At 28.0% G+C, this 26,140-nt stretch carries 25 protein-coding genes and 1 pseudogene; 13 read left to right on the top strand and 13 right to left on the bottom strand.

Features of this window, described 5'->3' with window-relative positions; genetic code table 11:
* The first annotated feature begins 21 nt into the window (after window positions 1–21).
* A complete protein-coding gene (locus ACNSOS_RS07445; RefSeq protein ID WP_113895303.1) occupies window positions 22–426 on the top strand; it encodes a thiamine-phosphate pyrophosphorylase in 405 nt (134 codons plus the stop codon).
* Here the strand turns inward: ACNSOS_RS07445 and ACNSOS_RS07440 are convergent.
* Window positions 378–1,070: a methyltransferase domain-containing protein gene (locus ACNSOS_RS07440; RefSeq protein ID WP_418184791.1), complete on the bottom strand. Its 693-nt coding sequence runs from the start codon at window positions 1,068–1,070 to the stop codon at window positions 378–380. The genes ACNSOS_RS07445 and ACNSOS_RS07440 overlap by 49 nt on opposite strands.
* 95 nt (window positions 1,071–1,165) lie before the next feature.
* Here ACNSOS_RS07440 and secG point away from each other — a divergent pair.
* The 5 genes and pseudogenes from secG to ACNSOS_RS07415 all read left to right on the top strand — a co-directional run.
* A pseudogene (gene secG / locus ACNSOS_RS07435) lies at window positions 1,166–1,495 on the top strand (preprotein translocase subunit SecG); the annotation flags it as partial.
* Window positions 1,496–1,523: 28 nt separating this feature from the next.
* Window positions 1,524–2,081, top strand: a complete 558-nt coding sequence (gene frr, locus ACNSOS_RS07430; protein WP_113895306.1) for a ribosome recycling factor — start codon at window positions 1,524–1,526, stop codon at window positions 2,079–2,081.
* A 3-nt stretch (window positions 2,082–2,084) separates the two neighbouring features.
* Complete coding sequence (pyrE, locus tag ACNSOS_RS07425; protein ID WP_113895307.1) at window positions 2,085–2,684, top strand: orotate phosphoribosyltransferase; 600 nt, start codon at window positions 2,085–2,087, stop codon at window positions 2,682–2,684.
* A complete protein-coding gene (locus ACNSOS_RS07420) occupies window positions 2,684–3,166 on the top strand; it encodes an RDD family protein (RefSeq protein ID WP_418184790.1) in 483 nt (160 codons plus the stop codon). Before pyrE ends, ACNSOS_RS07420 begins: the two co-directional genes overlap by 1 nt.
* Window positions 3,166–4,248, top strand: a complete 1,083-nt coding sequence (locus ACNSOS_RS07415; protein WP_418184789.1) for an MFS transporter — start codon at window positions 3,166–3,168, stop codon at window positions 4,246–4,248. The genes ACNSOS_RS07420 and ACNSOS_RS07415 overlap by 1 nt, the downstream gene beginning before the upstream one ends.
* Window positions 4,249–4,303: 55 nt before the next feature.
* Here ACNSOS_RS07415 and ACNSOS_RS07410 read toward each other — a convergent pair whose 3' ends face one another.
* The 6 genes from ACNSOS_RS07410 to ACNSOS_RS07385 all read right to left on the bottom strand — a co-directional run bounded on the left by ACNSOS_RS07410 (window position 4,304) and on the right by ACNSOS_RS07385 (window position 9,794).
* Entirely contained in the window at window positions 4,304–6,241 is a 1,938-nt protein-coding gene (locus ACNSOS_RS07410; RefSeq protein ID WP_418184788.1) for a TonB-dependent siderophore receptor, read from the bottom strand.
* 184 nt (window positions 6,242–6,425) lie between these two features.
* Window positions 6,426–6,632, bottom strand: coding sequence for a hypothetical protein (locus ACNSOS_RS07405; protein WP_258238190.1), 207 nt, complete (start codon window positions 6,630–6,632; stop codon window positions 6,426–6,428).
* A 148-nt stretch (window positions 6,633–6,780) separates the two neighbouring features.
* A complete protein-coding gene (locus ACNSOS_RS07400) occupies window positions 6,781–7,746 on the bottom strand; it encodes a zinc transporter ZntB (RefSeq protein ID WP_418184787.1) in 966 nt (321 codons plus the stop codon).
* An 11-nt stretch (window positions 7,747–7,757) separates the two neighbouring features.
* Window positions 7,758–8,495, bottom strand: coding sequence for a YaaA family protein (locus ACNSOS_RS07395; RefSeq protein WP_418184786.1), 738 nt, complete (start codon window positions 8,493–8,495; stop codon window positions 7,758–7,760).
* Between the two features lie 10 nt (window positions 8,496–8,505).
* On the bottom strand, window positions 8,506–9,141 hold the full coding sequence (locus ACNSOS_RS07390; protein ID WP_113895314.1) for a MarC family NAAT transporter: 636 nt from the start codon (window positions 9,139–9,141) through the stop codon (window positions 8,506–8,508).
* Between the two features lie 11 nt (window positions 9,142–9,152).
* A complete protein-coding gene (locus ACNSOS_RS07385) occupies window positions 9,153–9,794 on the bottom strand; it encodes a Crp/Fnr family transcriptional regulator (RefSeq protein WP_418184785.1) in 642 nt (213 codons plus the stop codon).
* A gap of 83 nt (window positions 9,795–9,877) precedes the next feature.
* Here ACNSOS_RS07385 and ACNSOS_RS07380 point away from each other — a divergent pair, with 83 nt between their 5' ends.
* Window positions 9,878–10,225, top strand: coding sequence for a nitrous oxide-stimulated promoter family protein (locus ACNSOS_RS07380; protein WP_418184784.1), 348 nt, complete (start codon window positions 9,878–9,880; stop codon window positions 10,223–10,225).
* A 1-nt stretch (window position 10,226) separates the two neighbouring features.
* Here the strand turns inward: ACNSOS_RS07380 and ung are convergent, their stop codons facing one another.
* From ung to ACNSOS_RS07365, 3 genes are all read right to left on the bottom strand, one after another.
* On the bottom strand, window positions 10,227–10,874 hold the full coding sequence (gene ung, locus ACNSOS_RS07375; RefSeq protein WP_418184783.1) for a uracil-DNA glycosylase: 648 nt from the start codon (window positions 10,872–10,874) through the stop codon (window positions 10,227–10,229).
* Window positions 10,875–10,985: 111 nt separating this feature from the next.
* Window positions 10,986–12,377, bottom strand: a complete 1,392-nt coding sequence (locus ACNSOS_RS07370) for an aldehyde dehydrogenase family protein (protein WP_113895318.1) — start codon at window positions 12,375–12,377, stop codon at window positions 10,986–10,988.
* A gap of 67 nt (window positions 12,378–12,444) precedes the next feature.
* Window positions 12,445–14,097, bottom strand: coding sequence for an acetolactate synthase large subunit (locus ACNSOS_RS07365; protein ID WP_113895319.1), 1,653 nt, complete (start codon window positions 14,095–14,097; stop codon window positions 12,445–12,447).
* A 271-nt stretch (window positions 14,098–14,368) separates the two neighbouring features.
* Between ACNSOS_RS07365 and ACNSOS_RS07360 the strand changes: the two genes are divergently transcribed.
* The gene (locus tag ACNSOS_RS07360) at window positions 14,369–15,034 is read left to right on the top strand and encodes an HAD family hydrolase (protein ID WP_418184782.1); all 666 of its coding nucleotides are present in this window, start codon (window positions 14,369–14,371) and stop codon (window positions 15,032–15,034) included.
* A 23-nt stretch (window positions 15,035–15,057) separates the two neighbouring features.
* Here ACNSOS_RS07360 and ACNSOS_RS07355 read toward each other — a convergent pair whose 3' ends face one another.
* Together ACNSOS_RS07355 and ACNSOS_RS07350 are read right to left on the bottom strand one after the other, a co-directional pair.
* Window positions 15,058–17,538: a molybdopterin guanine dinucleotide-containing S/N-oxide reductase gene (locus tag ACNSOS_RS07355; RefSeq protein WP_418184781.1), complete on the bottom strand. Its 2,481-nt coding sequence runs from the start codon at window positions 17,536–17,538 to the stop codon at window positions 15,058–15,060.
* Between the two features lie 3 nt (window positions 17,539–17,541).
* Window positions 17,542–18,123 (bottom strand): cytochrome C, encoded by a 582-nt coding sequence (locus tag ACNSOS_RS07350; RefSeq protein WP_418184780.1) that lies wholly within the window; start codon window positions 18,121–18,123, stop codon window positions 17,542–17,544.
* 218 nt (window positions 18,124–18,341) lie between these two features.
* Here ACNSOS_RS07350 and ACNSOS_RS07345 point away from each other — a divergent pair, with 218 nt between their 5' ends.
* Both ACNSOS_RS07345 and ACNSOS_RS07340 read left to right on the top strand, forming a co-directional pair.
* Window positions 18,342–18,779: a Dps family protein gene (locus tag ACNSOS_RS07345; protein ID WP_418184779.1), complete on the top strand. Its 438-nt coding sequence runs from the start codon at window positions 18,342–18,344 to the stop codon at window positions 18,777–18,779.
* Between the two features lie 98 nt (window positions 18,780–18,877).
* Window positions 18,878–20,032 carry a multidrug effflux MFS transporter gene (locus ACNSOS_RS07340; protein WP_418184778.1) on the top strand — a complete coding sequence of 385 codons (1,155 nt, stop codon included), beginning with the start codon at window positions 18,878–18,880 and terminating at the stop codon, window positions 20,030–20,032.
* Window position 20,033: 1 nt separating this feature from the next.
* On the opposite strand, the gene ACNSOS_RS07335 is transcribed toward ACNSOS_RS07340, so the two are convergent.
* Complete coding sequence (locus ACNSOS_RS07335) at window positions 20,034–20,387, bottom strand: hypothetical protein (RefSeq protein WP_418184777.1); 354 nt, start codon at window positions 20,385–20,387, stop codon at window positions 20,034–20,036.
* A gap of 145 nt (window positions 20,388–20,532) precedes the next feature.
* On the opposite strand from ACNSOS_RS07335, the gene ACNSOS_RS07330 reads away from it, so the two are divergent.
* From ACNSOS_RS07330 to ACNSOS_RS07320, 3 genes are read left to right on the top strand one after another with little or no spacing between them, the layout of a single operon-like run.
* The gene (locus tag ACNSOS_RS07330) at window positions 20,533–21,663 is read left to right on the top strand and encodes an efflux RND transporter periplasmic adaptor subunit (protein WP_418184776.1); all 1,131 of its coding nucleotides are present in this window, start codon (window positions 20,533–20,535) and stop codon (window positions 21,661–21,663) included.
* Between the two features lie 3 nt (window positions 21,664–21,666).
* Window positions 21,667–24,789: an efflux RND transporter permease subunit gene (locus ACNSOS_RS07325; RefSeq protein WP_418184775.1), complete on the top strand. Its 3,123-nt coding sequence runs from the start codon at window positions 21,667–21,669 to the stop codon at window positions 24,787–24,789.
* A complete protein-coding gene (locus tag ACNSOS_RS07320; protein WP_418184774.1) occupies window positions 24,782–26,140 on the top strand; it encodes an efflux transporter outer membrane subunit in 1,359 nt (452 codons plus the stop codon). Before ACNSOS_RS07325 ends, ACNSOS_RS07320 begins: the two co-directional genes overlap by 8 nt.

Genomic DNA, 26,140 nt, shown 5'->3' with positions numbered 1-26,140 from the left:
TTTTTTACTCATTTAACTAATATGAACTCAAATTTTTTAAGAATAATAGACGCAAACCTAAATAGACTACGAGAAGGTATTCGAGTAGTTGAAGACATTTTTAGATACGTATATAATGATAAAGAAAACTCAACAAAATTAAAAAATCTAAGACATAAAGCTAGAACAGAGAACTATTTTGAAATTCTTGAGACAAGAGATGTAAATGGTGATGTGTTAAAAGATTCCATAAAGAGTGAACAAAATAGAGAAAATTTGAATTCAATCCTAATAGCAAACTTTAAAAGGGCTCAAGAAAGTGCTAGGGTATTAGAAGAACTAACAAAGCTTAGTTCTATAAAAACTAGTGAAAATTTTAAATATATAAGATATGAACTTTATAATTTAGAAATTGTTTTAACAAAAATAACTTCAAACTCTAAATAGTTTAAATCATAATTTTGATATAGTTTTTTTGCCTTTTCAAAAGACAATTCTTTACTTCCACTAACACCTGATTTTTTAATATAATCAAACAACTCTTTTTTACTATCAAATTCTAATTTATAGAAGATTGTTTCAAATTCACAAGAAAAATATTTTGAAAAAGCATTTTTTATACTTTCTTCATCTAAGATAGGAGATGAAGTATTTGTTAGTTTTTGAATAGTTTTAAAAGTATTTGAAGTAAATAAAACTGCATTTATATCTTTTGTAACTTTTGATAATGCACATACTACTTTTTCTAAATTATCTGCCCATTGTAATGCAGAAGAAGATAAGACAATATCATAAAATTCTTCCTTTATCTCTTCAAAAAACTCATCACTGTCAAAATTTAGACATTTTACTTCAAGATTTTTAGCTTTTGGATGAAGTTCACACATAGAAATAGATCCATCAATAGCTTTATAAAAATCAAATTCCCAACTAATATTTGAAAAGATTTGTCCAGAACCACAACCTAATTCTAAAATTCTTTTTGGTTTAGTTTTTAATTCTCTTATCAATGACTTTGCACAAATCTGTTGAATAATATTATATGATTGATACTCTTTAGCATATTTTGAAAACTGATTTTTAAGTTCCATTTATCTCTTTGTGATTATTATATTTATATTTTTTTAACATTATTTTAACAAGTTTTAGATAAAATAGACACCATTTTTAAAAAAGGAACTAGATAATGACATCTACACTTTTAATCGTTCAATTTGTTTTAGCTGTACTAATTGTAATCGTTGTATTACTTCAAAAAAGCTCAAGTATTGGCTTAGGAGCTTATAGCGGAAGTAATGAATCTTTATTTGGAGCAAAAGGTCCTGCAAATTTTTTAACAAAAGCAACAATGTTTTTAGGACTACTGTTTGTATTAAATACACTATTTTTAGGATATACATATAATCAAGAGAGAAATAAAAGTGCTATTGATAATATAAAACCTGAGCTTTTAATTCCAGCAAGTCCAACAACACAAAATCAAGCTCCAGTTGCACCTGAAACAAATGTACCAACTAAAGCAGAATAAGTAAAAAGGAGATTTTATGTTAAATGAAGTTTATTCACAAACAAAAGAGCAAATGGAGAAATCTATTGAATCTTTAAGAAGAGATTACAAAACTTTAAGAACTGGTAAAGTAAATGTAAATATTTTAGACAATATTAAAGTTGATTATTATGGAACACCAACAGATTTAAGTCAAGTTGGTTCAGTTTTAGCAACAGATGCTACAACTATTACAATCAGTCCTTGGGAAAAAAATCTTTTAGGTACTATTGAAAAAGCTATTCAAACTGCGAACATTGGAGTAAATCCAAATAATAATGGAGAAGTAATAAAACTATTCTTCCCACCAATGACAGTAGATCAAAGACAAGAAACAGCAAAACAAGCAAAAGTTATGACTGATAATGCAAAAGTTGCTATCAGAAATATCAGACAAAATGCAAATACAAAAATCAAAAATCTTTTAAAAGATAAAGAGATAACTGAAGATGATAGTAAAAAAGCACAGGATGAAGTTCAAAAAATAACTGATAGTTATGTAGCAAAAGCTGATGAAACTTTAAAAGCAAAAGAAAAAGAAATTTTAACGGTATAATTTATGAATATAGAACAAATTTACAAAGACTCAAATGCTTTACTTGAAGGGCATTTTAAATTAAGTAGTGGGAACTACTCTAAGTTTTATTTACAAAGTGCGAAAGTTTTAGAAGACCCAAAAACTGCAAAACTTTTAGCAGAAGCTTTAGCAGTTGAAATAAAAAAATCTGGAATAAAAATAGATGCTGTTTGCTCTCCAGCTCTTGGTGGACTAATTGCAGGTTTTGCACTTGCAACTGCACTTGATGTAAGATTTATATTTGCTGAAAGAGCTGAAGGTGAAATGACTATAAGAAGAGGCTTTGAAGTAAAAAAAGGTGAGAAATATATTATCTGTGAAGATATTATAACTACTGGAGGAAGTGCTTTAGAAGCTGCCAAACAAGTAGAAAAAGATGGTGGAGAAGTTGTAGCTTATGCAGCATTAGCAAATAGAGGATTTTGTCAAAGAGTTGGAAGTTCTTTAGAGCGAAAAGACAACTGTAAACTTCCACTTGATAAACCACTTTTTGCACTAGAAGATTTTTCATTTGAAATGTATTCGCCAGAAAATTGTGATTTTAAAGATATTGCCTATAAACCAGGTAGCCGAGGAAACTAATGGCAAAATGGAGAGATGTAAAACAAAAAAGAATTACAAATTCTGATTTAAAGCTTGAAGAAATATCTTCAAATTTAAATGGTTTTGCAACTCTTGGCAAAAGGCTTAGAGCCTTTTTAGTAGATTTATTTTTAATAACAACTCCTATATTTTACATTGTAATCTATTTTATAATGGGTGGTGGAGAAAACTTTGCACAAAATAGAGTTTTAGGTTGGAGTATTATTTTAATAGTTGTTTTTTTAATACTTATTTCTTTATGGCTTAAAAATGGGCAAACTCCAGGACTCAAAGCTTATGGAATAAAACTGGTAGATAGTTCTACAAAAGAAAAAATAAACTTTTTCCAAGCACTAATTCGTTATTTATCAACACTATTCTCAATTATATTGATAATTCCACTTTTTTATGCCTTTTTTAACAAAGATAAAAAAACTATACAAGATATACTTTCACGAACTATTATAATAAATGAAGAGTAATGCTCTTTTTTAATATTTCAGCCTTTTATTTCTTCTATTTCGCTGCTGTTGGTATATATGTAATATTTTTACCAAAAGTGCTGAATGATATTGGATATAGTGCTTTTGATATTGGACTTATTTTAGCTGTCGCTCCTTTGATGAAATTTGCTATACCATTTTTATTTTTAAAACATATTAGCTTAAATAAATCAATGTTTAAAAAAGCCCTATTTCTAACAGTTCTTGCAGTTGCACTTTTTTATATCACAATAGAACATTTTTATATATTTATGTTAAATAATGCTTTTTTGGCTGCTTGTTTATCTTTGATTTTACCATATCTTGAAGTTACAACAGTAACAGTTTTAGGAAAAGATAGATATGGGAAAGCTAGGCTTTTTGGTTCTATTGGATTTATGCTTATAGCTTTAGTTTTAGCAAAGTTTCTTTCAACTCCTTTTGTTGCACTTCACTATTATTTAGCAATAGTAGTATTAACTGTGATATTTGCTCTACTTTTATTAAAAAATGATTTAGAAGAAAAACTAAATCCAATTAGCGATGAAGTTTTTTCATTTTTAAAATATGCTGCTTTTTGGGCAAGTATATTTTTTATGCAAGTAAGTTTTGGTTCATTTTATAACTTTTTTACTATTTATGAGTTAGAACACGGACTATCACTAGAAACTATCTCTTATCTTTGGGCATTTGGAGTTATTTGTGAGATTTTAATGCTTTACTATCAAGCACCAATATTAAAAAATAATCTTCTAAATATCATAAAATTTTGTATAGGAATAACTGCTTTTAGATGGTTACTCTTATATCTATTTCCAAATTCCTTGGAAGTTGTATTTTTCACTCAAGCTATTCATGCATTCTCATTTGCTTTATTTCATAGTGCAATTGTGATTTACTTATATTCACTTTATGATAATAAAAAACTAGCTCAACAGTTTATGTTTGGTGTTGGATATGGATTAGGTGGATTTGTAGGAGCTTTGCTTGCAGGAGCTACTTATGGAGAATATCTATTTTTATTTAGTTCTGTTTTTGCACTATTTTCTTTTATAGCTATCTGTTTTGTGAAAAAAGATTGATTTATTTTTATAGATTTATAACTTAAATATAAAGAGAGTAAAAACTCTCTTTATATTAAAATGAATATCTCATATTTAAAGCAAAACTTCTAGGTTCTCCATAGTTCATATTAAAGTTACCAATTCCTTCATAATATTTTTTATCAAATAAGTTATTGATATTTAACTGGAGTTTTAAATTTTTTGTTACATCATAAGAAGCCATAACATTGGCTAAGATATGAGCATCTTGAGTGATTTTAGTTGCACCACTTCCTGTGTAAAATTTACTTTTATAGTTCAATCCACCACCAATAGCAAAATCTTTGTTGATTTTATATTTTGTAAATAAATTTGCTGTTGTTCTTGATGAAGTTGTATTAAATTTTTTATCATTTGCATCTTTAGCTTCAAAGTTTGCTATACCAAAACTAAGATTCCAATTATCAGTGATTTCACCACTTATATCAAACTCTACTCCTTTACTTACAACTCCTTTTGCAGCTTTATAAGCTTGTTGTGTTGTACCAGTTATAAATACTCCCTCATCTTTAGTTGCAACTCCATCTTGCTCTACTCTAAAGATAGATAGTCCAGTATTAAGCCTTTTATCAAAATATTCACCTTTTATACCTGTTTCATAGTTTTTTCCAACTATTGGGTCTAAATAGTTATTATTTTTATCTTTACTTTCTTGTGGTTTAAAAATATCTGTATAACTTGCATATATTGAGTGATTTTCATCTATATCATAAATCAATCCTGCATAAGGTGTAAGTTCATTTTTAAACTCTCTATTTCCACTACCATTTTCACTTTTATATTCCCAATTTGAAACTCTAAGTCCAGCTATAAGTTTTAAATCTTCCATTAAAGAAAATTTACCTGCAAAATAAGTTCCTGTTTGTATTGTTTTATTTGCAGTTAAAACATCAACTTTAGTAAGATTTGGATTAGGTACACTTAAATTATAAAAATTTGTCAATGGACTAGAAGTTAATTTTTCTTTGTAATGACTAGGTTTTACTTGATTATATGTAAAACCTCCTATTATTTCATGTTCTAAATTGCCTAAAGAAAAAGGTACTGAAACATAAGTATCAAAATTATGCTCTTTATATTTTCTATCTGCATTCCAATTCATCCAAGTCATTCCTGAACCTGTATTTTTATTTAAATTTCCCCAATAACCCAAAGAAGAAATATTTTCTCTAGTTTCCATATATGAATAGTTTGCATGAATAGATATATCGTTATCAAAATAATGTTTTAAATTTGTAAACATCATCTTTGATTCACTATCCCAATAGTTCCAATCATCTGAAATAGCTTGATTTCTACTAAAGTTTGTTCTAGTACCATCACTATAAAAAGCTGGTAATCCAGCCCATTTTGCACCATCTCTATTTTTTTCTTGGTAATCTATACCAGCTGATAGTGTAGTATTATCTGTAAGGTCATAATCTAAGATTCCATATAATACTTTTGTTTGAGTACTATATCTATCTATAAATGAGCCTTTATCTTCATATCCTCCAACAATTCTTAGCCTTAAGCTTTTATCTTCATTTAATGGAGATTGAATATCAACTGTCCCCCGATAATTATCCCAAGAACCAGCACTTAAGTTTATATCTCCTTTAAATACTTTACTATTTGCATGTTTTCTTATCATATTTATAGAAGCTCCAGGATTTCCTGCTCCAGTCATAAGTCCATTTGCACCTTTTACTATTTCTACTCTATCATATATAGATAGATCTTGATCATGTGCACTTGCAAATTGATTAAGAGATGCTGTTGGAATTCCATCAATTTGGTAGTAATCTACACCAAAGCCTCTTGAAAATGGACTTAATCTTTCATCTGTTCTAATTGCTGAGACACCTGTAACATTACTAAGCATTTCTTGAAATGAAGTGATATTTGTATCTTCTAAATATTCTTGTGTTATAACTTTTACTGATTGTGGAGTTTCACGGATAGATAAATCAAGTTTTGTAGCAGTATTCATACTTCCAGTTGTATATGAGTTTGAGTTCTCTGTTGTACTTCCTAGATAATTTCCACTATTTACAGAAATTTCATCTAAAACAGTAGTATTACCAAAGTTTTGATATTTTGGTTTTTCTATTATATAGATTACACCATCTTCTTGAATTGCTTTTAATTCATTTGGATTTAGTACACTATTTAAACTATCTAATACCGTACCCCCCCCCGAAACTCACTTTTTCTGAATCTACTATTTTATTCTTCAAATCTTTTGATTTTGAAATATATGTTACATTATATTTCTTTACTATATTCTCTACTGCTTCTTGCAAACTTATCTCTTTTGCATTTGCAAAAGAACTTCCTAACATCAATGATGTTACAACTGACATGAAAACTTTGTTTTTCATCTTAAATCCTTTGTATTAATTTTGAGAATTTGTTTCTCTATATAGTAAGACGATTTAAATGAAAAAAATGGACAATTTTTACAAAAGAATTTTGAAATTTGTTAGTTGGAGTTACTTTTGGTAACAAAAAGAGTGTTTTTTTGATTTCTCAAATCCACTTCTTTTTTTTGAATAAATAAAACTGAAAGCCAACAACTGCAAATAAAATTATAATAAATATATAAAAAGCACTATCATTAGAAGCACCAGGTATTCCACCAACATTTATTCCTAAAAGTCCAGTTAAAAAAGTAAGTGGTAAAAATATTGCAGATAAAATAGCCAAAATATACATCTTTTTGTTCATCTGTTCGGTTAAACTATTTACCAACTCTTCTTGAAAAAGTATCACTTTATCTCTTGTTGTATCAAGTTCTTCAATATGACGTATTAGTTGGTCTGTTGTTTCTCTTAATTCAATTCTTTGGTACTCATTTATCCAAGATAATTTTTCATTATATAGTTTTACTAAAGCCTCTTTTTGTGGTGTTAAATATCTTTTTAAGGTTATACACTCTCTTCTGATTCTTAATATTTCTGTTCTAAACTCTGTATTATTTTCAGCATCTAAAATATTTTCTTCTAAAAAATCTGCTTTATCTTGGATTTTATCTATTACATTATCCATTCTATCTATCATTCTATAAGTTAGTTCAACCAAAAACTCTGAAGAGCTTTTTACACCTTTTGCTTTTCTTAACTCTTCACTTAACTCTATTACAGATAATATATTTTTTCTACTTGTTGAGATAATTAAATCTGAAGATATAAAAATACGAATAGAAATCATCTTTTCTGGTTTTGCATTTTTCTCTAAATTAACTCCTCTTAGAGCAATAAGTAAAGAATCATTTAATACAACTGTTCTTGGTCTTGTTTCATCAGCCAAAAGAGCATCTACTGCAATAGAATCAATATTACTATTGTTTATAATCCAATCTTGTGCTTCTTTACTTGTATAATCAAAATGTACCCATAAAATCTTATTTTCTCTTTGAACACTATCTAAATTATGATATTCTAGCTCTTGAGCTGTTCCATCTTTTTCTATTAAAAACCCTTGAAATGGCTTCATATTTATAACCTTTAATTTATACTGTAAACTATCTCTTTTTTTAATTTTTGTTCTTTTATCTCTTCAACTTTTAAATTTTTTATCTTCAAATTCATAAGTTCATCAAAACTATTTATACTATTTTGGGCGATTAGCTTTAAGATTTCACCTCTGTAAGCTTTAGCAAAATGGCTTACAACTTTTCCATCTTTTATAAATTTCATAGTTAGATACGGCTTTTTTATAGTATAAAATTTTTCATAAAACCCTGCTCTTAAGTCCAAGATATCTTCATCTTTTAAATATTCATCTAAAGCTTGGCTAAAATTATCACTATAAAACTTCTCTATTTTTAAATCACCAAACGTTTCACCTTGTTTTAGTTTATAGTCAGGTATTTCATCGTCTGCTTTCAAAACTCCAAAAAGATTTGAAAATATCAAAACATTGTCATCTATATATTTTTGTGCTTTTTTTTCAAGATTTGCATATTGCAAATAATCATAAGCAACACCTTCATATCTTAGAATTGCTTTCATAGTAGAAGATTTGAAAATATCTGTTTTATATTTTTGTAAAATATCAGCTTTTTTAGTACCAAAAAGTTTTTCTAACTCCTCTTTTGATGCTATTTTTATAAAATCATTGTAAGAATTTACAATTTCAAGCCTTTTTTCAAAAAGTTCACCAAATATAAAACTATTTTTATCAAAACTTTTTTGTTCTCCTCCACTATTTTTTGTTTCACTTGGAGAAAATAGTATTTTCATATTTATTCCTTTAATTTGGGAAATTTATAATTATCTCTTTGACACCATTTATAACAAATTGTGTACCCATACAAACAAGTAAGAATCCCATCAATCTTGATATTGCATCAACTCCATTGCGACCGACAATTTTCATAATACTATCTGCACTTCGTAAACTTAACCATAAAATTATACTAAGAATAAGTGGAGTTAAAATAGAAGCAACATAAATTATCCAAATTGGAGTATCACTTTGCCCACTATGAATAGTCGAAGCTGCACTTATAACCATTGCTATTGTTCCAGGTCCTGCTGTACTAGGCATTGCAAGTGGCACAAAAGCTATACTTCCATTTTCTTTGCTACTTTCATCTTTTTTACTAGGAAAAAGCATCCTAAAACCAATATATGCAACTATCAATCCACCAGCAATTCTTAATCCAGGAATTGAAATACCGAAAGTTTTCATTATAAATTGACCAAAATAAAATGATAAAACAATAATAAAAAATACATAAACACTAGCATAAAAAGCTTCTTTATTTTTTTCTTGTTTTGTCATATTTGATGATAGACCAATAAATAATGCAACAGTTGTTATTGGGTTTGCTAATGGAATTAAGATTATAAGTCCCAATGAAATAGTATTTATCAAATCAAGCATATTTAGTCCCTTTAATGTGCAATTCTTTGTAGTTTTTCATAATCTAATATTTTTATAGTTCCTCTATCATTTCCTATTACCTTATCTTTTTTTAGTTTTGCTAATTGTCTTGAAAATGTTTCAGGTGTGATATTTAAAATCTGTGCAATTTTTACATGCTTTAAACTAGGAAGTAATTTTTCATTTTCAAGTAAAAATTTTGCAATCTTTTCTATACTATTTAAAGCAATGTTATAGTTTATAAAACTTTCTAAATACTTTATTTTTTTCGTGAGAGATTTGATAAAAAACATTGATATATCAGGCTTTAACAAAAACTCATCTTTAAATCTTTTATAATCTATAAGTATAACTTCTGCATCTGTTTCAAAAGAACAATTTGCTATAAAATTTATCTCTTCATAATTTACAATTTCTGCAATAAGTGCTGGTGCTAAAAGATTATGAATTATCACTTCATTATCTTTAAAATCGTGTGTATAAAGCTTTGCTATTCCTTTTATTAAAAGATGTAAATATTTTGATTCATCACCTTTATAAAATAAAATTTCACCTTTTTTATATGATTTTTTAAAAGATATCTCTTTTAACCTTTCTATATCTACCTCTTTTAAAAAACTGAAAAAGGCATAATCATTTTGTATATTTTTCATAATTTTCTCTTTATCTTGATACTTGTCAATAGTTTGTTAGTTATTATATGCAAAAATAGTAAAAATTAAGTAAAAGCTACAAAATGACAATAGAAAAATTTGAAAGTGAGATAAATACACTCAAAAAATTTTATGAACTTTTTTGTGTCAATAAACATGAAAATCAAGAAAAGCATATTGTAAAAATTGAGTTTAAAAATAAAGTATTTGATTTGGAATTAAATCTATGTGAAGAGTGCTTTGAATCAATCAATTATTCATTTGAAAGATTGCAAAATTGCCCACACGAAATAAAACCTAGATGTAGAAAATGTCCAAATCCTTGCTATGAAAAACAAAGATGGAAAAATATAGCAAATGTTATGAAATATTCAGCTATCAAATTATCTTTGAGTAAGATAAAATCAAAAGTAAAAGATTTATTTAACTAAATTACCAATTAATTGGCTCTTTAGCTAAAGATTTTAAAATATTATTTGTTTGAGAGAAGTGTTTACAACCAAAGAATCCTCTATAAGCACTAAGAGGACTTGGATGAACTGTTGTTAAAATATGATGTTTTTTTTCATCTATTAAAACTCTTTTTTTTATAGCTGGACTTCCCCAAAGTAAAAAAACAATATCTTTACAATTTTGACTGATATATTTGATAATATTATCTGTAAAGACTTCCCAACCAATATTTTGATGACTTGCAGCTTTTGATTCTTCAACTGTTAAAACTGTATTTAAAAGTAATACTCCTTGTTTTGCCCAAGGTGTTAAATCTCCATCAAGACAATAAGAAGGTCTTTGTAAATCTTCATTTATCTCTTTTAAAATATTTTGCATAGAAGGAGGATTTTTAATATTTGCTGGCGTTGAAAAAGCCAAACCTTGAGCTTGTCCATTACCGTGATAAGGGTCTTGTCCTAAAATAACAACTTTTAAATTATCAAGTTTTGTTAAAGCAAAAGCTCTAAATATTTTCTCTTTTGGTGGAAAAACTGTTGTGATTTCATACTTTTTATCAATCTGTACTTTTAAATTTTTATAGTAATCTTTTTGTTTTTCTTGCTCTATTACTTCTTCCCAAGTCATACTAAATCCTTTCAAATAGTTCCTATTTAAAAGGAACAAAGTTTTTATCTACAAATAAAAAAAGCTAAGGCAATAAACCTTAGCTTTGAAGTATATAAAAAGTTTAATAAATTATAAAACAGGAGATTTTATAACCATCATTTTTTCTACACTCATATCATGCATAGAGTGAGGAATTCCACCCATTCCAAGTCCTGAAACTTTTGCTCCACCAAATGGCATCCAATCAACTCTAAATGCAGTATGGTCATTTACCATAACAGCAGTTGCATTTAATCTTTTTACAGCTTTTAAAGCTTTATCAATATTTTTTGTAAATACAGCTGCTTGGAAAGATACATCAAGACTATTTGCTCTAGATATTGCTTCATCTAAATCTTTATATGAATATACACAAACAACTGGTCCAAATACTTCTTTTGTAGATACTAATGCATCATCTGAAGGATTTAAAATAACTGTTGGTTCAAAACAAGATGCACTTATTCTTTTTCCACCAGTTAAAATTTTTCCACCTTTTGAAACTGCTTCATTTACCCATTCTTCAACTCTATCAACTTCATTATTATTAATTAATGGTCCAACTTCTGTTTTTGGATCTAATTGATCTCCAACTATTAGTTTTGAAGCAGATTGTGCTAATTTAGTAGCAACTTCTTCGCAAATTGACTCTTGAACAAATACTCTTTGAACAGATACACAAACTTGCCCAGCATGATAAAAACCACCTTTTGCAAGTGCAGGAATCATATCTTCAATATCTGCATCAGCTTCAACAATAACTGGTGCAACTCCACCGTGTTCTAAAACAACTCTTGTTCCATCACTAGCTTTTGAGTTTAAGTACCAACCAACTGAACCTGAACCAATAAATGTTAAGAATGCAGTTTTAGGTGATGTAGAAAGTAACTCTCCACCTTTTCTATCACAAACAACAGCTTGAGCCCAACCTTTTGGAAGTCCAGCTTCTTCAAGAATTTTTACAAGTCTAACCGCACTCATAGGAGTTTGAGTTGCAGGTCTAATGATAACTGGACAACCAGCTGCAATAGCAGGAATTACTTGATGAACAGCTAAATTAAATGGGTGATTAAATGCAGAAATAGCTGCAACTACACCTATTGGCTCTTTAAATGTATAAGCCAATCTATTTGCACTTGTATTTGTATGTCCCATAGCAACTTCTTTACCTTCAAATACACTTAGGTGTTCGATTGCTATTTTAATTCCATTGATTGCTCTTAAAATCTCAACTTTTGAGTCAATATAAGGTTTTCCACCTTCACTTGCACAAAGAATTGTAAGTTCTTCAACTTGAGAACTCATAATTTTCATAACATTTTCTAAGATTTCAACTCTTTTATATTTTGGTAACCATCCATCTTTATTTGTAAAAGTTTTATGTGCTAAATCAATAGCTGCTTCAACTTCTTCATAACTATTAAATGGAACTGTTCCAACAACTTTACCATCAAATGGTGATGTAACTTCTATTGTACTCATATTTTCTCCTTATTAAAATTTAGAATAAAAAAAGGGGCTTTTTAAAGCCCCTGTTAAAAACTGTTGCTTATACTAAGCAAGCTTTTGAAGGTAATAACTCATTTAAAATTGAGTGATTTAAAGAGTAATCAACAGCAAGGTCTATCAAGTGAACACCTTTACTATTTACACATTGCTCTAAAGTTTTTTCAAAATCTTCAACTGAAGTTGGTCTATAACCTTTTGCTCCATAAGCTTCTGCATATTTAACAAAATCAGGATTTCCAAGATCAAGTCCAAATGTTTCAAACCCCATTCCTGTTTGTTTCCATTTGATCATACCATAAGCATTATCATTTAAAATAATTACCGTTAAATCTAATCCTAATCTAACAGCTGTTTCCATCTCTTGTGAATTCATCATAAATCCACCATCTCCACATACTGTCACAACTTTTTTATCAGGATTTATCATTTTTGCCATCATAGCTGATGGAAGTCCAGCACCCATTGTAGCTAATGCATTATCTAAAAGAAGTGTATTTGGTCTTGCACATCTATAATTTCTAGCAAACCATATTTTATAAACTCCATTATCTAAAGTTAAAATATCTTCTGCATCTAATGTTTGTCTGATAGATCTTACAGCTCTTTGAGGTAAAATTGGGAATCTATTATCACCAAAATATTTAGTTAATCTTGTTCTAATTTCATCTGCTAATCTTACATAATAATCAAAATCCCAGTGAGATTGAACAGTTATTTTATCTGTGAATTTTTGGATATTTCCAGCGATATCACCAATAACGTCCATTTGAGGGAAATATGTATCATCTACTTCACTAGCAAAAAAGTTTACGTGCATAACTTTTGTAGCACCTTCTTGATTTGACATAAAAAATGGTGGTTTTTCAATAACATCATGTCCAACATTGATAATTAAATCTGCTCTATCAATAGCACAATGAACAAAATCATCTTTTGATAATGCAGCAGCACTTAAACACAATGGGTGATTTTCATCAACAACACCTTTACCCATTTGAGTAGAGAAGAATGGCATTCCAGTTTTGTTTACAAAATCTGTTAAAGTATTTCCAATTCTTGTTCTATTTGCACCAGCTCCGATTAATAAAAGTGGTCTTTTCGCTTTTTCAATCATAGCAACTGCTTCAGCAATAACATCATCAACAGCAACTGGATATTTTACATTAACTACTGGATATACATTTGTATCGTGATCTACTTCTTCTGCTGCTATATCTTCTGGTAATTCAAGGTGAACAGCTCCTGGTCTTTCAGTAGTTGCTATTTTAAATGCGTCTCTAACCATAGATGGAACATTGTTACCATTTACAATTTGTTTAGCAAATTTAGTCATAGGTCTCATCATTCTTACTATATCAATGATTTGAAATCTACCTTGTTTAGATTTTTTGATTGGTTTTTGTCCTGTAATCATCATCATAGGCATTCCACCAAGTTGTGCATAAGCAGCACTTGTTGCAAAGTTAGTAGCACCAGGGCCTAAAGTTGATAAACATACTCCAACTTTTCCAGTTAATCTTCCATAAGTCGCAGCCATAAATCCTGCACCTTGCTCGTGTCTTGTTAAAATTAATTTGATTTTTGATTCTCTAAGAGCATCAAGAAAATCAAGATTTTCTTCTCCAGGGATTCCGAAGATATACTCAACACCTTCATTTTCTAACGCTTTGATAAATAATTCTGATGCGTTCATTTTGTTTTACTCCATTTAATTTTATTATTATATTAACAACTTCAAAATATGAAAATTTTGTAACAATATCTACAAGTCTTAAAAGCTTGATAAACAATTGTTATTATAACCATATTAAAACTATTCTTTACATATAATTAATCATATTCTATTTTCTTATATTTTTATATTAACAAAAAGTTACACTTTGATTTAAAATGTTACTTTTATAGAAAATTAATACTCTTTTCAATAGCATTCATATAAATATTCTATAAATTTGGTGGGAAGAATGAAAACAGTTGATAATAAAAAAACTATAATTTTTGATTTAGATGGAACATTATTAGATTCAATAGAAGATATAGCAATTTCTATGAATAAAGTTTTAGAAAGTTTAAATCTTCAAACACATTCAATTGAAGATTATAAATATTTTGTTGGTGGAGGTGTTGATATTTTAGTAGAGAATGCCTTAGGAAATCAGACAAACCAAATAAAAGATGAAGTTATCAAAAGATTTAAAGTAGAGTATGATGGAAAAATGCACTCAAAAACTCTTCCTTATCAAGGTATTTATGAATTATTAAATGAATTAAAAAAGCTAGATTGCAATTTAGCAGTTTTATCAAATAAACCACATGAATTTACAGTTACTTATGTAAATCATTTTTTTAAAGATTACGGATTTAAAGAGATACACGGACAAAAACAAAATGTTCCTAAAAAACCAAATCCAAAAGCAGCAATAGATATAGCACAAGCTTTAAACACTCCTTGTGAAAATATATTTTTCGTAGGAGATACAAAAGTAGATATGCAAACAGCAAAAAATGCTGGAATGATAGCTATTGGAGTTTTATGGGGATTTAGAGATGAAAAAGAATTAAGTGAATTTGGAGCTGATTTTATAGTAAAAACTCCTTTAGAAATAGTTGATATTATTTCAAATAAATAAAGCCTAAAGGCTTTATTTATATTCTATGGTTGTTTAAATATAGAGATATCTTGAGCTTTTTTTCTATATTTCTCAATGTTTACTAAAACTGTATTTGAACTATTCCCATTTGATAATTTTGATGTTGGTATATCTTTTGTAAGAACATTAACATTTCCATTTAAACAAATAGTCCCTATTTTCCCTCTTTCAAGTGGATCATACCATGCTCCTTCATCTATTCTTACAACACCTTTTTTTAAATTATCTGTAATAACAGCTCCTGCTAATATCTCACCTCGGTTATTATAAACTCTTATAATATCTCCATTTTTTATATTTTTAGATTTTGCATCTTCAGTATTTATAAAAATTGGTTCTCTATTAGATACAGAATATTTATCCCTAAGTTTTGTATTATTTAATTGAGAGTGAAGTCTAAGATTCGGATGAGAAGTAATCAATGCAAACTCTGCACTTTTATTTTTCATTCCCAACCACTCATCTGGTTCAAACCAAGTTGGATGAGCTTTACAATCATCATAATTCATAGCTTCTATTGTTTTTGAGTATATTTCTATTTTTCCAGAAGGAGTTCCTAGTGGTTCTAAAATAGGATCTTCTCTAAAATCAGAATATCTTATAAACTCTGTATTTTCATAAGGAACTTCAAATGTTACAGGCTTATTTTCCTTCCAAAAATCTTCAAATGTTGGTATGTCCAAACCTAAATTTTTAGTTTGATTATATGCACTATTATAAAACTCTTCTATCCATTGCAACGGAGTTTTATTTTGAGAATATTCTTCATAAACACCAAATTCTTTTGCTAAATCACAAAATATTTCATAATCATCTTTTGCTTCATTTTGTTTTTCTACTGCTTGTTTCATTGGAAAAATATTTAAATTAGAATAATCTCCACTCATTGTAATATCATCTCTTTCATAGCTTGTTGTAACTGGCATTACAATATCTGCCATTCTAGCAGTTGGTGTCCAAAACATTTCATTTACAACAATAGTTTTAGGTTTTCTTAAAGCTTTTATCAAATTATTTGTATCTTGATGGTGAACCATTGGATTTCCTCCAACCCAATATATAAAATCAATATTTGGATAAGTTATAGTTTTACCATTATGTTCTATTTGTTTTCCTGGATTTAATAATGCATCTGCAATTCTAGCAACGGGGAAAGAATATTTTGCAGTTTTTTCAAGCCAAGAAGAGCCTCCAGTAGTTTTAGTAGCATTAATTGTTGAAGTTATTCCACCTATAACACCACCTTTAGATGTTGGAACTCCTCCATTTGAATAGTGGTATGAAAATCCAAATCCACCACCAGCAAGTCCAATTTGCCCTAACATTGAAGCTAAAGTAACAATCATCCAATGAGTCTGTTCTCCATATTGAGCTCTTTGAATACCCCAACCAGCCATTATCATTGTTCTATTTTCATACATCAATAAAGCTATCTCTTTGATTGTTTTTTCATCTATTCCACAAATCTTTGAAGCCCATTTAGTATTTTTTGGAATATTATCTTCCTCTCCCAAAAGATATTTTTTAAAATCATCAAATCCTTCTGTATATTCTTCTAAGAACTTTTTATCATAATTATTTGTTGTTAATAAATGATAAGCTATTCCCATCATAAAAGAGACATCTGTTCCAGGAGTTATAGGTATCCATCTTGCATTCAAATAAGTACAAGTTTCATTCTTTTCTGGGTCAATACAAATAATCTTTTTATTCGATTTTTTTAACTCTTGTAAATATTTAAATCCCTGTTCATCTGTCGAAGTCCAAGCAATTTTTAGAGTTCTTATTAAATTTGCTCCCCAAATAACTACAACTTTAGAATTTTCCAAAATAAGTGGCCAAGAAGTTTGTTGTTCATAAACTTCAATAGTTCCTAAAACGTGTGGCATGATAACTTGTGCAGCTCCTGTTGAATAATCACCTAAAGAACCAGTAAACCCACCTGTTACATTCATAAATCTATGGAGTAATACTCTTGAATTGTGCATATTTCCACTACTTTTCCATCCATAACTTCCAGCAAAAATTCCCTCTGCACCTTTTTCTTCTCTTGTTTTTTTAAGCTGGTTTGCTATTAATTTTATAGCTTTTTCATAAGAAACTCTCACCCATTCATCATTGCCCCTTAATTCAGGTTTTGAATCATTTTGATTTTCTAAATAAGACTTTCTAACCATTGGATATTTTATTCTATCATTAGCATAAACTAAATCCTGAGTATAGTATTGTAAAGGATTTTCAATTTCTGAAGTTTTTTGATATGGTTGTGAATTTGTGATTTTTCCATCTTTTATCGTTAATTTCAATAATCCCCAATGGGCAGCTGTTATAACTTCTCCATTTGTTATCAATGTTGTAGAAAATTTTGAAATACTAGATGCTAATAAATTTGAACGATTTGTAACAACATCAATAAAAGGAACAGCTGCAAATAGTACAGCTAGTTTTAGTACACTTCTTCTTTTTTTATCTATATTTTTCATTTTTTACTCCATATCTTTTGAATGTTTTTGTAAATATTGAACAACTAAATAGTTATCCTCTTTTGTTAAAGCAGTTCTGCTAAGCATAGATTTCATAACACTAGGCCAAAGATTTGCAACAAATTCTTTTTTATCATGGGCACTATGACAGATACCACAGTTATTGCTATACAATTCATTGGCTTTTTTATATAAAGCGTTTAAATCTTTTGTTAAATTATCCTTATCTATATAAGCTATAATTTCTAGTTCTTTAAAATCGCTGAACTCTTTATCATCAACTTTTTTTGAATTAATAACTTCAAAATTATTATTTTTTGATAATCCAGCAACTAAAATCCTATTTTTATATGTAAAATATAAAGCATATTCAACTTCTTCCTTTACATAACCTACTACTTTTACTTTATATCTATTATCCACTTCATCTAAAATCTCAATCTTTGAAGTAGGAAGTATTCTTCCTTTTGAGACGCTACTTTGCGAAGTTTCATACAGATTCTTAACACTACTTACATACAAAATGTCATTCGCAAATAAGTTATGCGATAAAAATACCAAACACAATAGAAATACTTTTTTCATACATTCCCTTTTTTTATTTCAAATTATTGTTTTAAAAACACCAAATAAAACCTACAAGATAGATTATACTCTTCAGAATATAATTTAACTATTAATATTTTATTTATTAAGTTTAAATTAATTAATTATTATTAAAAATAAAATCGTACTTTTATTTTTATTGACAAATATCTTTTATGGTTATATAATGTTTTTTAACAATTTTATAAGGAGTTATAATGTCAAAAGTAATTAAACAATTAAAACAAATTCAAGCTGATGCACATGCACTGTATGTAAAAATCCATAACTACCACTGGAATGTAAAAGGTATGGACTTTCATCCTGTTCATTCATATACAGAAGGTGTTTACGATAGTATGTCAGAACTGTACGATGATATGGCGGAGAGAGTTATCATATTAGGAGACAAACCTTATTTAACTTTGGAAGAGTTAATAAAAGCTACAAAAATTGAAACTGAAAAAGGTGATAGTTTCAAATCTAAAGAGATTGTAGAAAAAATAATTGCTGATTTTGAATACCTTTTAAAAGCTTTCAAAGAGTTAAGTAAACTCGCTGGAGAGAATTCAGATAAAGGTACAGAAGCATTTGCAGATGAAAAAGTTGCAAAACTTGAAAAAGATTTATGGATGTTACATAGTATGTTAAAATAAATAAAAAAGGGGAATAATTCCCTTTTTTATTTTCTTATACCTATTTTTTATTATTAAAAAATCTACATTTTATTTTAAGCATTATTTAAAGAGTTTTTATGAAAAAATCAATTAATCATATATATTTAATAGTTTTAATATCTATTTTATCATCAGTTGCTCCTATGGGAGTTGATACTTATTTACCTTCCATTCCAGAAATTGCAAAATATTTTGAAGTAAATATTCACAAAGTTGAACTTTCTTTAGCAATTTTTTTAATAGGTTTTTCAATGGGTCAAATATTTGGTGGTCCAATATCTGATAGATATGGAAGAAGATTTGGTTCGATAATCGGACTTTTAGGTTATGCACTTTTTAGTTTCTTAATAATATTTAGTTCATCTATTTATGAACTTTGGGTTTATAGATTTTTAGAAGCATTTTTTGGTGGAATTACCGTTGTAAATGCAGCTGCTGCTGTTAGAGATAGATTTAAAGGACAAGAAGCAGCAAAAGTTTTTTCTCTAATTGGGATGGTAAGAAGTTTAGCTCCACTTTTAGCTCCTGTAATTGGAGCTTTTATTATTCACTTCTTTCCATGGGAAGGAATTTTTGTATTTTTAACAATTTATGCTTTAATAGTTGCATTTTTTATTTACAAAGATTTTCCAGAGAGTTTTGTATATGTCAAACAAGGAGTTTTTGAGTCATATAAAATAGTTTTAACTCATAAAATGGCTATGAGAGCTATGCTTGTTTTGGCATTAAGTTTTGGTGGATTTTTTATCATTATTTCTAAAACATCATTTATATACATAGAGTATTTTAATATTTCTACTGATTACTTTCCACTATTTTTTGGTATAAACTTTATTCTTTTAATACTGATGATAAATGTAAACGTAGCTTTGCTAAAAAAACATAAAGCTCTTAGTATTATAAAAAGTGCTATTTTATTCCAAACTATTGTAGGAGTAATTTTTATATTAATTCACAAAGATATGAATTTATTTTTGACCGTGTTAATAATCGCTTCATATATGAGTATGATGGCATTTATTTTTGGGAATTGTATGTCTTTAGCAATAGAACACTTCTCAAAAAATGCAGGCGTTGCTTCTGGAGTATTGGGTGTTTTACAGTTTGGTTTGGGAGCTTTAGTATCTTCAATAGCACTAAATTTTGATGATAATGGATTTTTTGTAATAGCTTTTAGTATAACTTTAATTTCTATTTTAAACTATTTTATTATTAAAACATATAGAGCTTGATTTATATCTCAAGCTCAAAAAATTCTTCACTAACTTTCTCATATTTTGCAACAGAACAACTTATTTTTGATGCATTTGAATAGTCTTTAAACTCATCTAAAAATAGTTTCTTTAATTTTTCAACTTCTACACTTCTAAATATGAAATACCCTAAAATATCAGTTTTTCTCTCTCCTGCTTTTTCTATACCAAAACTATCAAACTTCCAATTTACACCTTTTGAAAAGAAAAAAACTTCACTTATTCTTCTTTCTAATTCATCTCTTACATTTGTATTAAATTCTTTTAAATGTACGTAAAATGCTACATTATAATTGTATTTTGATTGTACTAAGTCATCAATAATTAAACTCATAAAAATTCCTTATATAAAATTTCAGGTAAAATATTAACAATTTTTAACTACAATATTACTTTTAAAGGGTATTCTTGAGTATTGATATTAATATTTAATTAATATTGATAGTGTAAAATCCACAATTCAAATTTTTAGGACCATTATGTTTACAAAATCAAAATTTACTATTTTTATAACTACAATTTTAATACTTTTTAGTGCCTGTGAGAAAAAAGAAGATACAAAATTTACACCAAAACCAACTGAAGTAGGTTTCATAAACCTAAAGAAAGTGCAATTTGCATTAGAGCAAGAAATAAGTGGTAGAGTAAAACCAAAATTTATATCACAAGTTCGCCCTCAAATTACAGGAATTGTACAAGAACAATTATTTAAAGAGGGAAGTTTTGTAAAGCAAGGTGATATTTTATATAAAATTGATAAATCAACTTATCAAATGGAATTTAATCAAGCAAATGCAAGTTTAAATAGTGCAAAAGCAAATTTAGTAAGTATTGAAGCAAAACTAAAAAGAGTTGAAGAACTTATAAAATTTGATGGAGCATCAAAACAAGAACTTGATGATGCAAAAGCCAACTATCTCCAAGCAAATGCATTGGTTCAAGAGAAAATTGCAAATCTTGAAAATGCAAAAATAAACTTACAAAGATGTGATATAAAAGCACCAATAAGTGGTTATATAGGAATATCAACTGTTACAAGTGGAGCTTTAGTATTAGCAAATCAAAGTGATTATCTAACAACAATAAAAGATAGTTCAAAAGTTTTTGTAGATTTAAATCAATCATATAATGATATTTTAAAATTAAAAAAATTCCTTCCAACAAATGATTTTACAAATACTTCTGTAACTTTAATTTTAGATGATGGTTCAGTTTATTCTCAAAAAGGAGTTATGGAAAGTAAAGAATTAGCAGTAGATGAAAATACAGGAACTGTAACTTTAAGAGCTGAGTTTGAAAATAAAGACAATATTTTACTTTCTGGAATGTATGTAAAAGCAATAATTCAAACCTCAACAAAAGTTGATTCATTTTTGGTTCCACAACAAGCTGTATTAAGAGACCAAAAAGCAAATCCAATAATAACAATAATAGATGAAAACAATGGTACAAAAACAAAAATTATAGAAATTCAAAGAGCAATAGGCAACAAATGGCTAGTAACTTCTGGGATAGATGAAAATGACAAAATCATAATTGAAGGATTAAATAAAATCAATGATAAAAGTAAAGTAATCCCAAAAGATTTGTCAGATAAGTACAAGGACTAATAAATGATTGCTAAATTTTTCATTTTTCGTCCAATTTTTGCTTGGGTTATTTCTCTTATTATTATGATTAGTGGGATTGTAAGCCTCTATACATTAGCAGTTGAACAATACCCAGACATTGCTCCACCTCAAATAAATATTGCTTCTGTTTATACAGGTGCTTCAGCTCAAACTGTTGAAAATAGTGTAACTCAAATAATAGAACAACAGCTAACAGGACTTGATGGGATGTTATATTTTTCTTCAAGTTCAAGTTCATCTGGAAGTTCAAGAATAAGAATAACTTTTAAACAAGGGACAAATCCAGATATTGCTCAAGTTAAAGTTCAAAATAAAGTTGAACAAATACTATCAAGACTTCCTGAAGATGTACAAAGACAAGGCATAAGAATTACAAAATCTCAAACCGATTTCTTAATGTTAGCCTCTATTTATGATTCAACTGGAGAAGCTGAAAAAACTGATATTTCAGATTTTTTAGTAAGTAATCTTCAAGATAGTATTTCAAGAATTGATGGAGTTGGTGAAGTTACAGTTTATGGTGGACAATATGCTATGAGAATTTGGCTTGACCCATATAAACTTGAAAAATACTCTTTGATGCCATCAGATATACAAAGTGCAATAAATACTCAAAATTCACAAGCAAGTGCTGGAAGAATTGGAGCTATGCCAACTTTAGATGAACAACAATTAGCTATAACTGTAACAGCTAGAACTAAATTTAAAACTGTTGATGAATTTGAAAATATTGTTTTAAAATCAAATTTAGATGGAAGTAGTGTAAAATTAAAAGATGTTTCAAGAGTTGAAATAGGAGCTCAAAGTTATAACAATATAACCGCACTAAATGGTTTTCCAGCTTCTGGTATCTCTATACAATTAGCAAGTGGAGCAAATGCTGTTGCTACTTCAAATAGAGTAAAGGAGTTTTTAGAACAAGCAAGGACTATATTACCACAAGGATATGATATTGCATATCCAAGAGATACAACATCTTTTATAAAAGCTTCAATAAATGAAGTTGTGAAAACTTTAATAGAAGCTATTATTTTAGTTATTTTAGTAATGTTTCTATTTTTAAAAAATATTAGAGCAACTATCATTCCAGCAATTGCTGTTCCTGTTGTAATATTAGGAACATTTGCCATTTTAAATATCTTAGGTTTTACAATAAATACTCTAACAATGTTTGCTTTAGTTCTTGCTATTGGACTTTTAGTTGATGATGCTATTGTTGTTGTTGAAAATGTTGAAAGAAATATGAATGAAAAAGGTTTAAATGCAAAAGAAGCCACTATTATATCAATGAATGAAGTAACAAGTGCATTGATAGGTATCACAACTGTTTTATCTGTTGTATTTTTACCAATGGCATTTTTTAGTGGTTCAACAGGAGTTATTTATAGACAATTTTCTGTTACTATAATATCTGCTATGGTTTTATCTGTAATTGTAGCTTTAACTTTAACACCAGCTCTTTGTTCAACTATTTTAAAACCACATAAATCTAAAGAGAGTGGATTTATAGGTTGGTTTGATAGAAAATTCAGTAATTTTACAAACCGATATACAAATTTTATTAACAAAATTATTTTTGTTCCAAAAAGATATATGTTTTTGTATCTTTTAGTTATCGTGAGTACAACATATCTTTTTATAAAACTTCCAACTAGCTTTTTACCAAAAGAAGATCAAGGAAGTTTAATGGTACAAGTAACTCTTCCAGTCGGAGCGGTTGCTACTAGAACGGTTGAAGTTGCTGATATTGTAAGAGATTATTTTCTAAATGAAGAAAAAGAAAATTTAAACACAATATTTACAATATCAGGGTTTAGTAGTAGAAGTAGTGGACAAAATACTGGAATGGGATTTGTATCTTTAAAAGATTGGAGTATTAGAAAAGGGAAAGAAAATCATGTCGATGAAATAAGTAAAAGGGCAAGAGAATCTTTTAACAATCCAGAATCTCAATATTTTATAAGAGATGCAAGGGTTATTACAATAAATCCTAGTGTTATTCAAGGTTTGGGTTCTAGTGATGGATTTGAGTTTCAACTTCAAGCAAATACAAATATTACAAGAGAAGAGTTATCCCAAGTAAAAGAAGCTATCATAGAAGAAGCCAAAACAAATCCTTTAGTATCTTCTGTAAGAGCAGATGGAACTGATGATTCTCCTCAACTTAAAATATATTATGACACGCAAAAAGCTTTATCTTTAGGTTTAAATTTAAGAGATATAGATAATACTTTAAGTGCAGCTTGGGGTGGAATTTATGTAAACGATTATATAGATAGAACTAGAGTAAAAAGAGTATATATTCAAGGTGATGCACCTTATAGAAGTGCTCCAGAAGATTTATATAAATGGAAAGTTAGAAATAGTTTTGGAACTATGACACCATTTAGTGAATTTTCAAGATTTGCATGGGAATATGGACCAGAAGAACTTACAAGATTTAATGGTTTTATGTCTTATATGATAGAAGGAAATGCAGCAACAAAAATAAGTTCTGGAGTTGCTATGGACGAAATGGATAAAATTGCAAATAATAATGCAAATGGAACAATGCACACATATAGTGGAGTTTCATATGAAGAAAGAATGGCTAGTAATCAATCAATATTATTGTATTCTATCTCTTTATTGGTAATTTTCTTGTGTCTTGCAGCACTTTATGAAAGTTGGAGTATTCCATTCTCTGTTTTACTTGTAGTTCCTTTAGGAATTTTTGGAACAGTTTTAGCTGTATATTTTAGAGATTTAAGTAATGATGTATATTTCCAAGTAGCACTCTTAGCTGTTATGGGATTGGCTTCAAAAAATGCAATTTTAATTGTGGAATTTATAAATAATGCATATAAAAATGGTATGAACTTGTTTGAAGCAACTATAAAAGGAGCAACACTAAGACTAAGACCTATTATAATGACTTCTTTAGCTTTTATTGCAGGGATTATCCCTCTTGCTATTTCAACAGGAGCAGGAGCAAATAGTAGAATTGCAATAGGTACAGGAATAATCGGTGGAACAATAAGTGCAACAATACTTGCAATAGTTTTTGTACCAATATTTTTTATATTAATTACAAAAATGTTTAATAAAGGAGTAAAGAATGACTAAAAAAATAATTTCTTTATCATTTGTAACTCTATTTTTTTCTTCTTGTGTATCATTAGCACCAAAACTAGAAATAAATAAAGATGAGATAATTCCAAAAGAGCTAAAAAATAGTCAAAATTTATCTGAATATTCAAAAATAACTTTGGATAATTTTATAGAAAATGAGAATTTAAGAGATATTGTAAATCTTGCTTTAGAAAACAATAAAGATATACAAATAGCACTTTTAAATATAGAAGCTTCAAAATCATTGTATAGAATAGAACAATCACAATATTTTCCAACACTTGATGCAAATGGGAATTTATTAAGACAAAAAACAGATTTAGGAATATCAAACAACTATAAAGCAAACTTAGGAACATCTTTTGAACTTGACTTATTTGGAAAAATAAAAAGCTTAAATGATGTAGCAAAAAATGACTTTTTAGCAACACAATATGCAAGTAAATCAACAAAATTATCTCTTGTTTCACAAACAATAAACTCATATCTAAGCCTTAAATCAAACATACATAATTTAAACCTATCAAAAGATATTTTGAAAAATTTAGAAGATGTTTATAATCTAACACAAAAAAAGTATGAAGTAGGAATAACAAATAAAGAAGAGGTTTTAAGTTCATACTCTGCACTAAAAGATGCTCAAAATGATATTTTAGATTTTGAAACACAAATACAAAAGGATTTAAACTCTTTAGAATTTTTAACATCTTCAAAAATAGATTTAAAAACTATAAATGATGATTTTACTAGTGAAAAATATCTAAAATTAATATCTTCTGGAATATCATCAAATGTACTTTTTAATAGACCTGATATTTTTGAAGCTGAATATAAATTAAGAGCTAAAAATGCAAATATTGGAGTTGCACGAGCTTCCTTTTTTCCAAGTATTAGTTTAACAGCTTCAACTGGTTATGCAAGTTCAAGTTTATCAAATCTTTTTAGTGGTACAAATATTTGGCAATTTAGTCCAAGTATAAATTTACCTATTTTTAGTGGTGGAGAAAATATGGCAAAACTTGATTTGAGTAATACTCAAAAAGAGATTGCTTTAAAAGAGTATGAAAAAACTATACAAAATGCCTTTAAAGAAGTAAATGATGCACTAGCAACCAGAAAAAACATAACTCAAAGAGTTGAAAATCAAAAAGAGCTTGCGAAATCTCTATTTGATACTTATAATATAGCTTTAAACTCTTATAAAATAGGATATGGAACATATTTAAATATGCTTATTTCACAAAGGGCTTATATAAATGCACAAAAAAATCTAGTAAAAATTTATCTTGAAGAGTTAGAAAATAGAAATGAACTATTTAAAACTTTAGGTGGGAGCTTGGAATAA

It is taken from the genome of Aliarcobacter vitoriensis, assembly GCF_048320235.1.
In the GTDB taxonomy this organism is placed as follows: Bacteria; Campylobacterota; Campylobacteria; order Campylobacterales; family Arcobacteraceae; genus Aliarcobacter; species Aliarcobacter vitoriensis.
The sequence above is the reverse complement of the archived record's forward strand: the minus strand, read 5'-3'. Positions and strand labels throughout refer to the sequence as shown.

Coding starts and splice junctions, on each gene's coding strand:
- pyrE (WP_113895307.1), top strand. CDS start 2,085: ATGAATATAGAACAAATTTACAAAGACTCAAATGCTTTACTTGAAGGG.
- ACNSOS_RS07380 (WP_418184784.1), top strand. CDS start 9,878: ATGACAATAGAAAAATTTGAAAGTGAGATAAATACACTCAAAAAATTT.
- frr (WP_113895306.1), top strand. CDS start 1,524: ATGTTAAATGAAGTTTATTCACAAACAAAAGAGCAAATGGAGAAATCT.
- ACNSOS_RS07345 (WP_418184779.1), top strand. CDS start 18,342: ATGTCAAAAGTAATTAAACAATTAAAACAAATTCAAGCTGATGCACAT.
- ACNSOS_RS07365 (WP_113895319.1), bottom strand. CDS start 14,097: ATGAACGCATCAGAATTATTTATCAAAGCGTTAGAAAATGAAGGTGTT.
- ACNSOS_RS07445 (WP_113895303.1), top strand. CDS start 22: ATGAACTCAAATTTTTTAAGAATAATAGACGCAAACCTAAATAGACTA.
- ung (WP_418184783.1), bottom strand. CDS start 10,874: ATGACTTGGGAAGAAGTAATAGAGCAAGAAAAACAAAAAGATTACTAT.
- ACNSOS_RS07330 (WP_418184776.1), top strand. CDS start 20,533: ATGTTTACAAAATCAAAATTTACTATTTTTATAACTACAATTTTAATA.
- ACNSOS_RS07420 (WP_418184790.1), top strand. CDS start 2,684: ATGGCAAAATGGAGAGATGTAAAACAAAAAAGAATTACAAATTCTGAT.
- ACNSOS_RS07340 (WP_418184778.1), top strand. CDS start 18,878: ATGAAAAAATCAATTAATCATATATATTTAATAGTTTTAATATCTATT.
- ACNSOS_RS07370 (WP_113895318.1), bottom strand. CDS start 12,377: ATGAGTACAATAGAAGTTACATCACCATTTGATGGTAAAGTTGTTGGA.
- ACNSOS_RS07385 (WP_418184785.1), bottom strand. CDS start 9,794: ATGAAAAATATACAAAATGATTATGCCTTTTTCAGTTTTTTAAAAGAG.
- ACNSOS_RS07410 (WP_418184788.1), bottom strand. CDS start 6,241: ATGAATACTGCTACAAAACTTGATTTATCTATCCGTGAAACTCCACAA.
- ACNSOS_RS07395 (WP_418184786.1), bottom strand. CDS start 8,495: ATGAAAATACTATTTTCTCCAAGTGAAACAAAAAATAGTGGAGGAGAA.
- ACNSOS_RS07335 (WP_418184777.1), bottom strand. CDS start 20,387: ATGAGTTTAATTATTGATGACTTAGTACAATCAAAATACAATTATAAT.
- ACNSOS_RS07405 (WP_258238190.1), bottom strand. CDS start 6,632: ATGAAAAACAAAGTTTTCATGTCAGTTGTAACATCATTGATGTTAGGA.
- ACNSOS_RS07355 (WP_418184781.1), bottom strand. CDS start 17,538: ATGAAAAATATAGATAAAAAAAGAAGAAGTGTACTAAAACTAGCTGTA.
- ACNSOS_RS07390 (WP_113895314.1), bottom strand. CDS start 9,141: ATGCTTGATTTGATAAATACTATTTCATTGGGACTTATAATCTTAATT.
- ACNSOS_RS07400 (WP_418184787.1), bottom strand. CDS start 7,746: ATGAAGCCATTTCAAGGGTTTTTAATAGAAAAAGATGGAACAGCTCAA.
- ACNSOS_RS07440 (WP_418184791.1), bottom strand. CDS start 1,070: ATGGAACTTAAAAATCAGTTTTCAAAATATGCTAAAGAGTATCAATCA.
- ACNSOS_RS07350 (WP_418184780.1), bottom strand. CDS start 18,123: ATGAAAAAAGTATTTCTATTGTGTTTGGTATTTTTATCGCATAACTTA.
- ACNSOS_RS07415 (WP_418184789.1), top strand. CDS start 3,166: ATGCTCTTTTTTAATATTTCAGCCTTTTATTTCTTCTATTTCGCTGCT.
- ACNSOS_RS07325 (WP_418184775.1), top strand. CDS start 21,667: ATGATTGCTAAATTTTTCATTTTTCGTCCAATTTTTGCTTGGGTTATT.
- ACNSOS_RS07320 (WP_418184774.1), top strand. CDS start 24,782: ATGACTAAAAAAATAATTTCTTTATCATTTGTAACTCTATTTTTTTCT.
- ACNSOS_RS07360 (WP_418184782.1), top strand. CDS start 14,369: ATGAAAACAGTTGATAATAAAAAAACTATAATTTTTGATTTAGATGGA.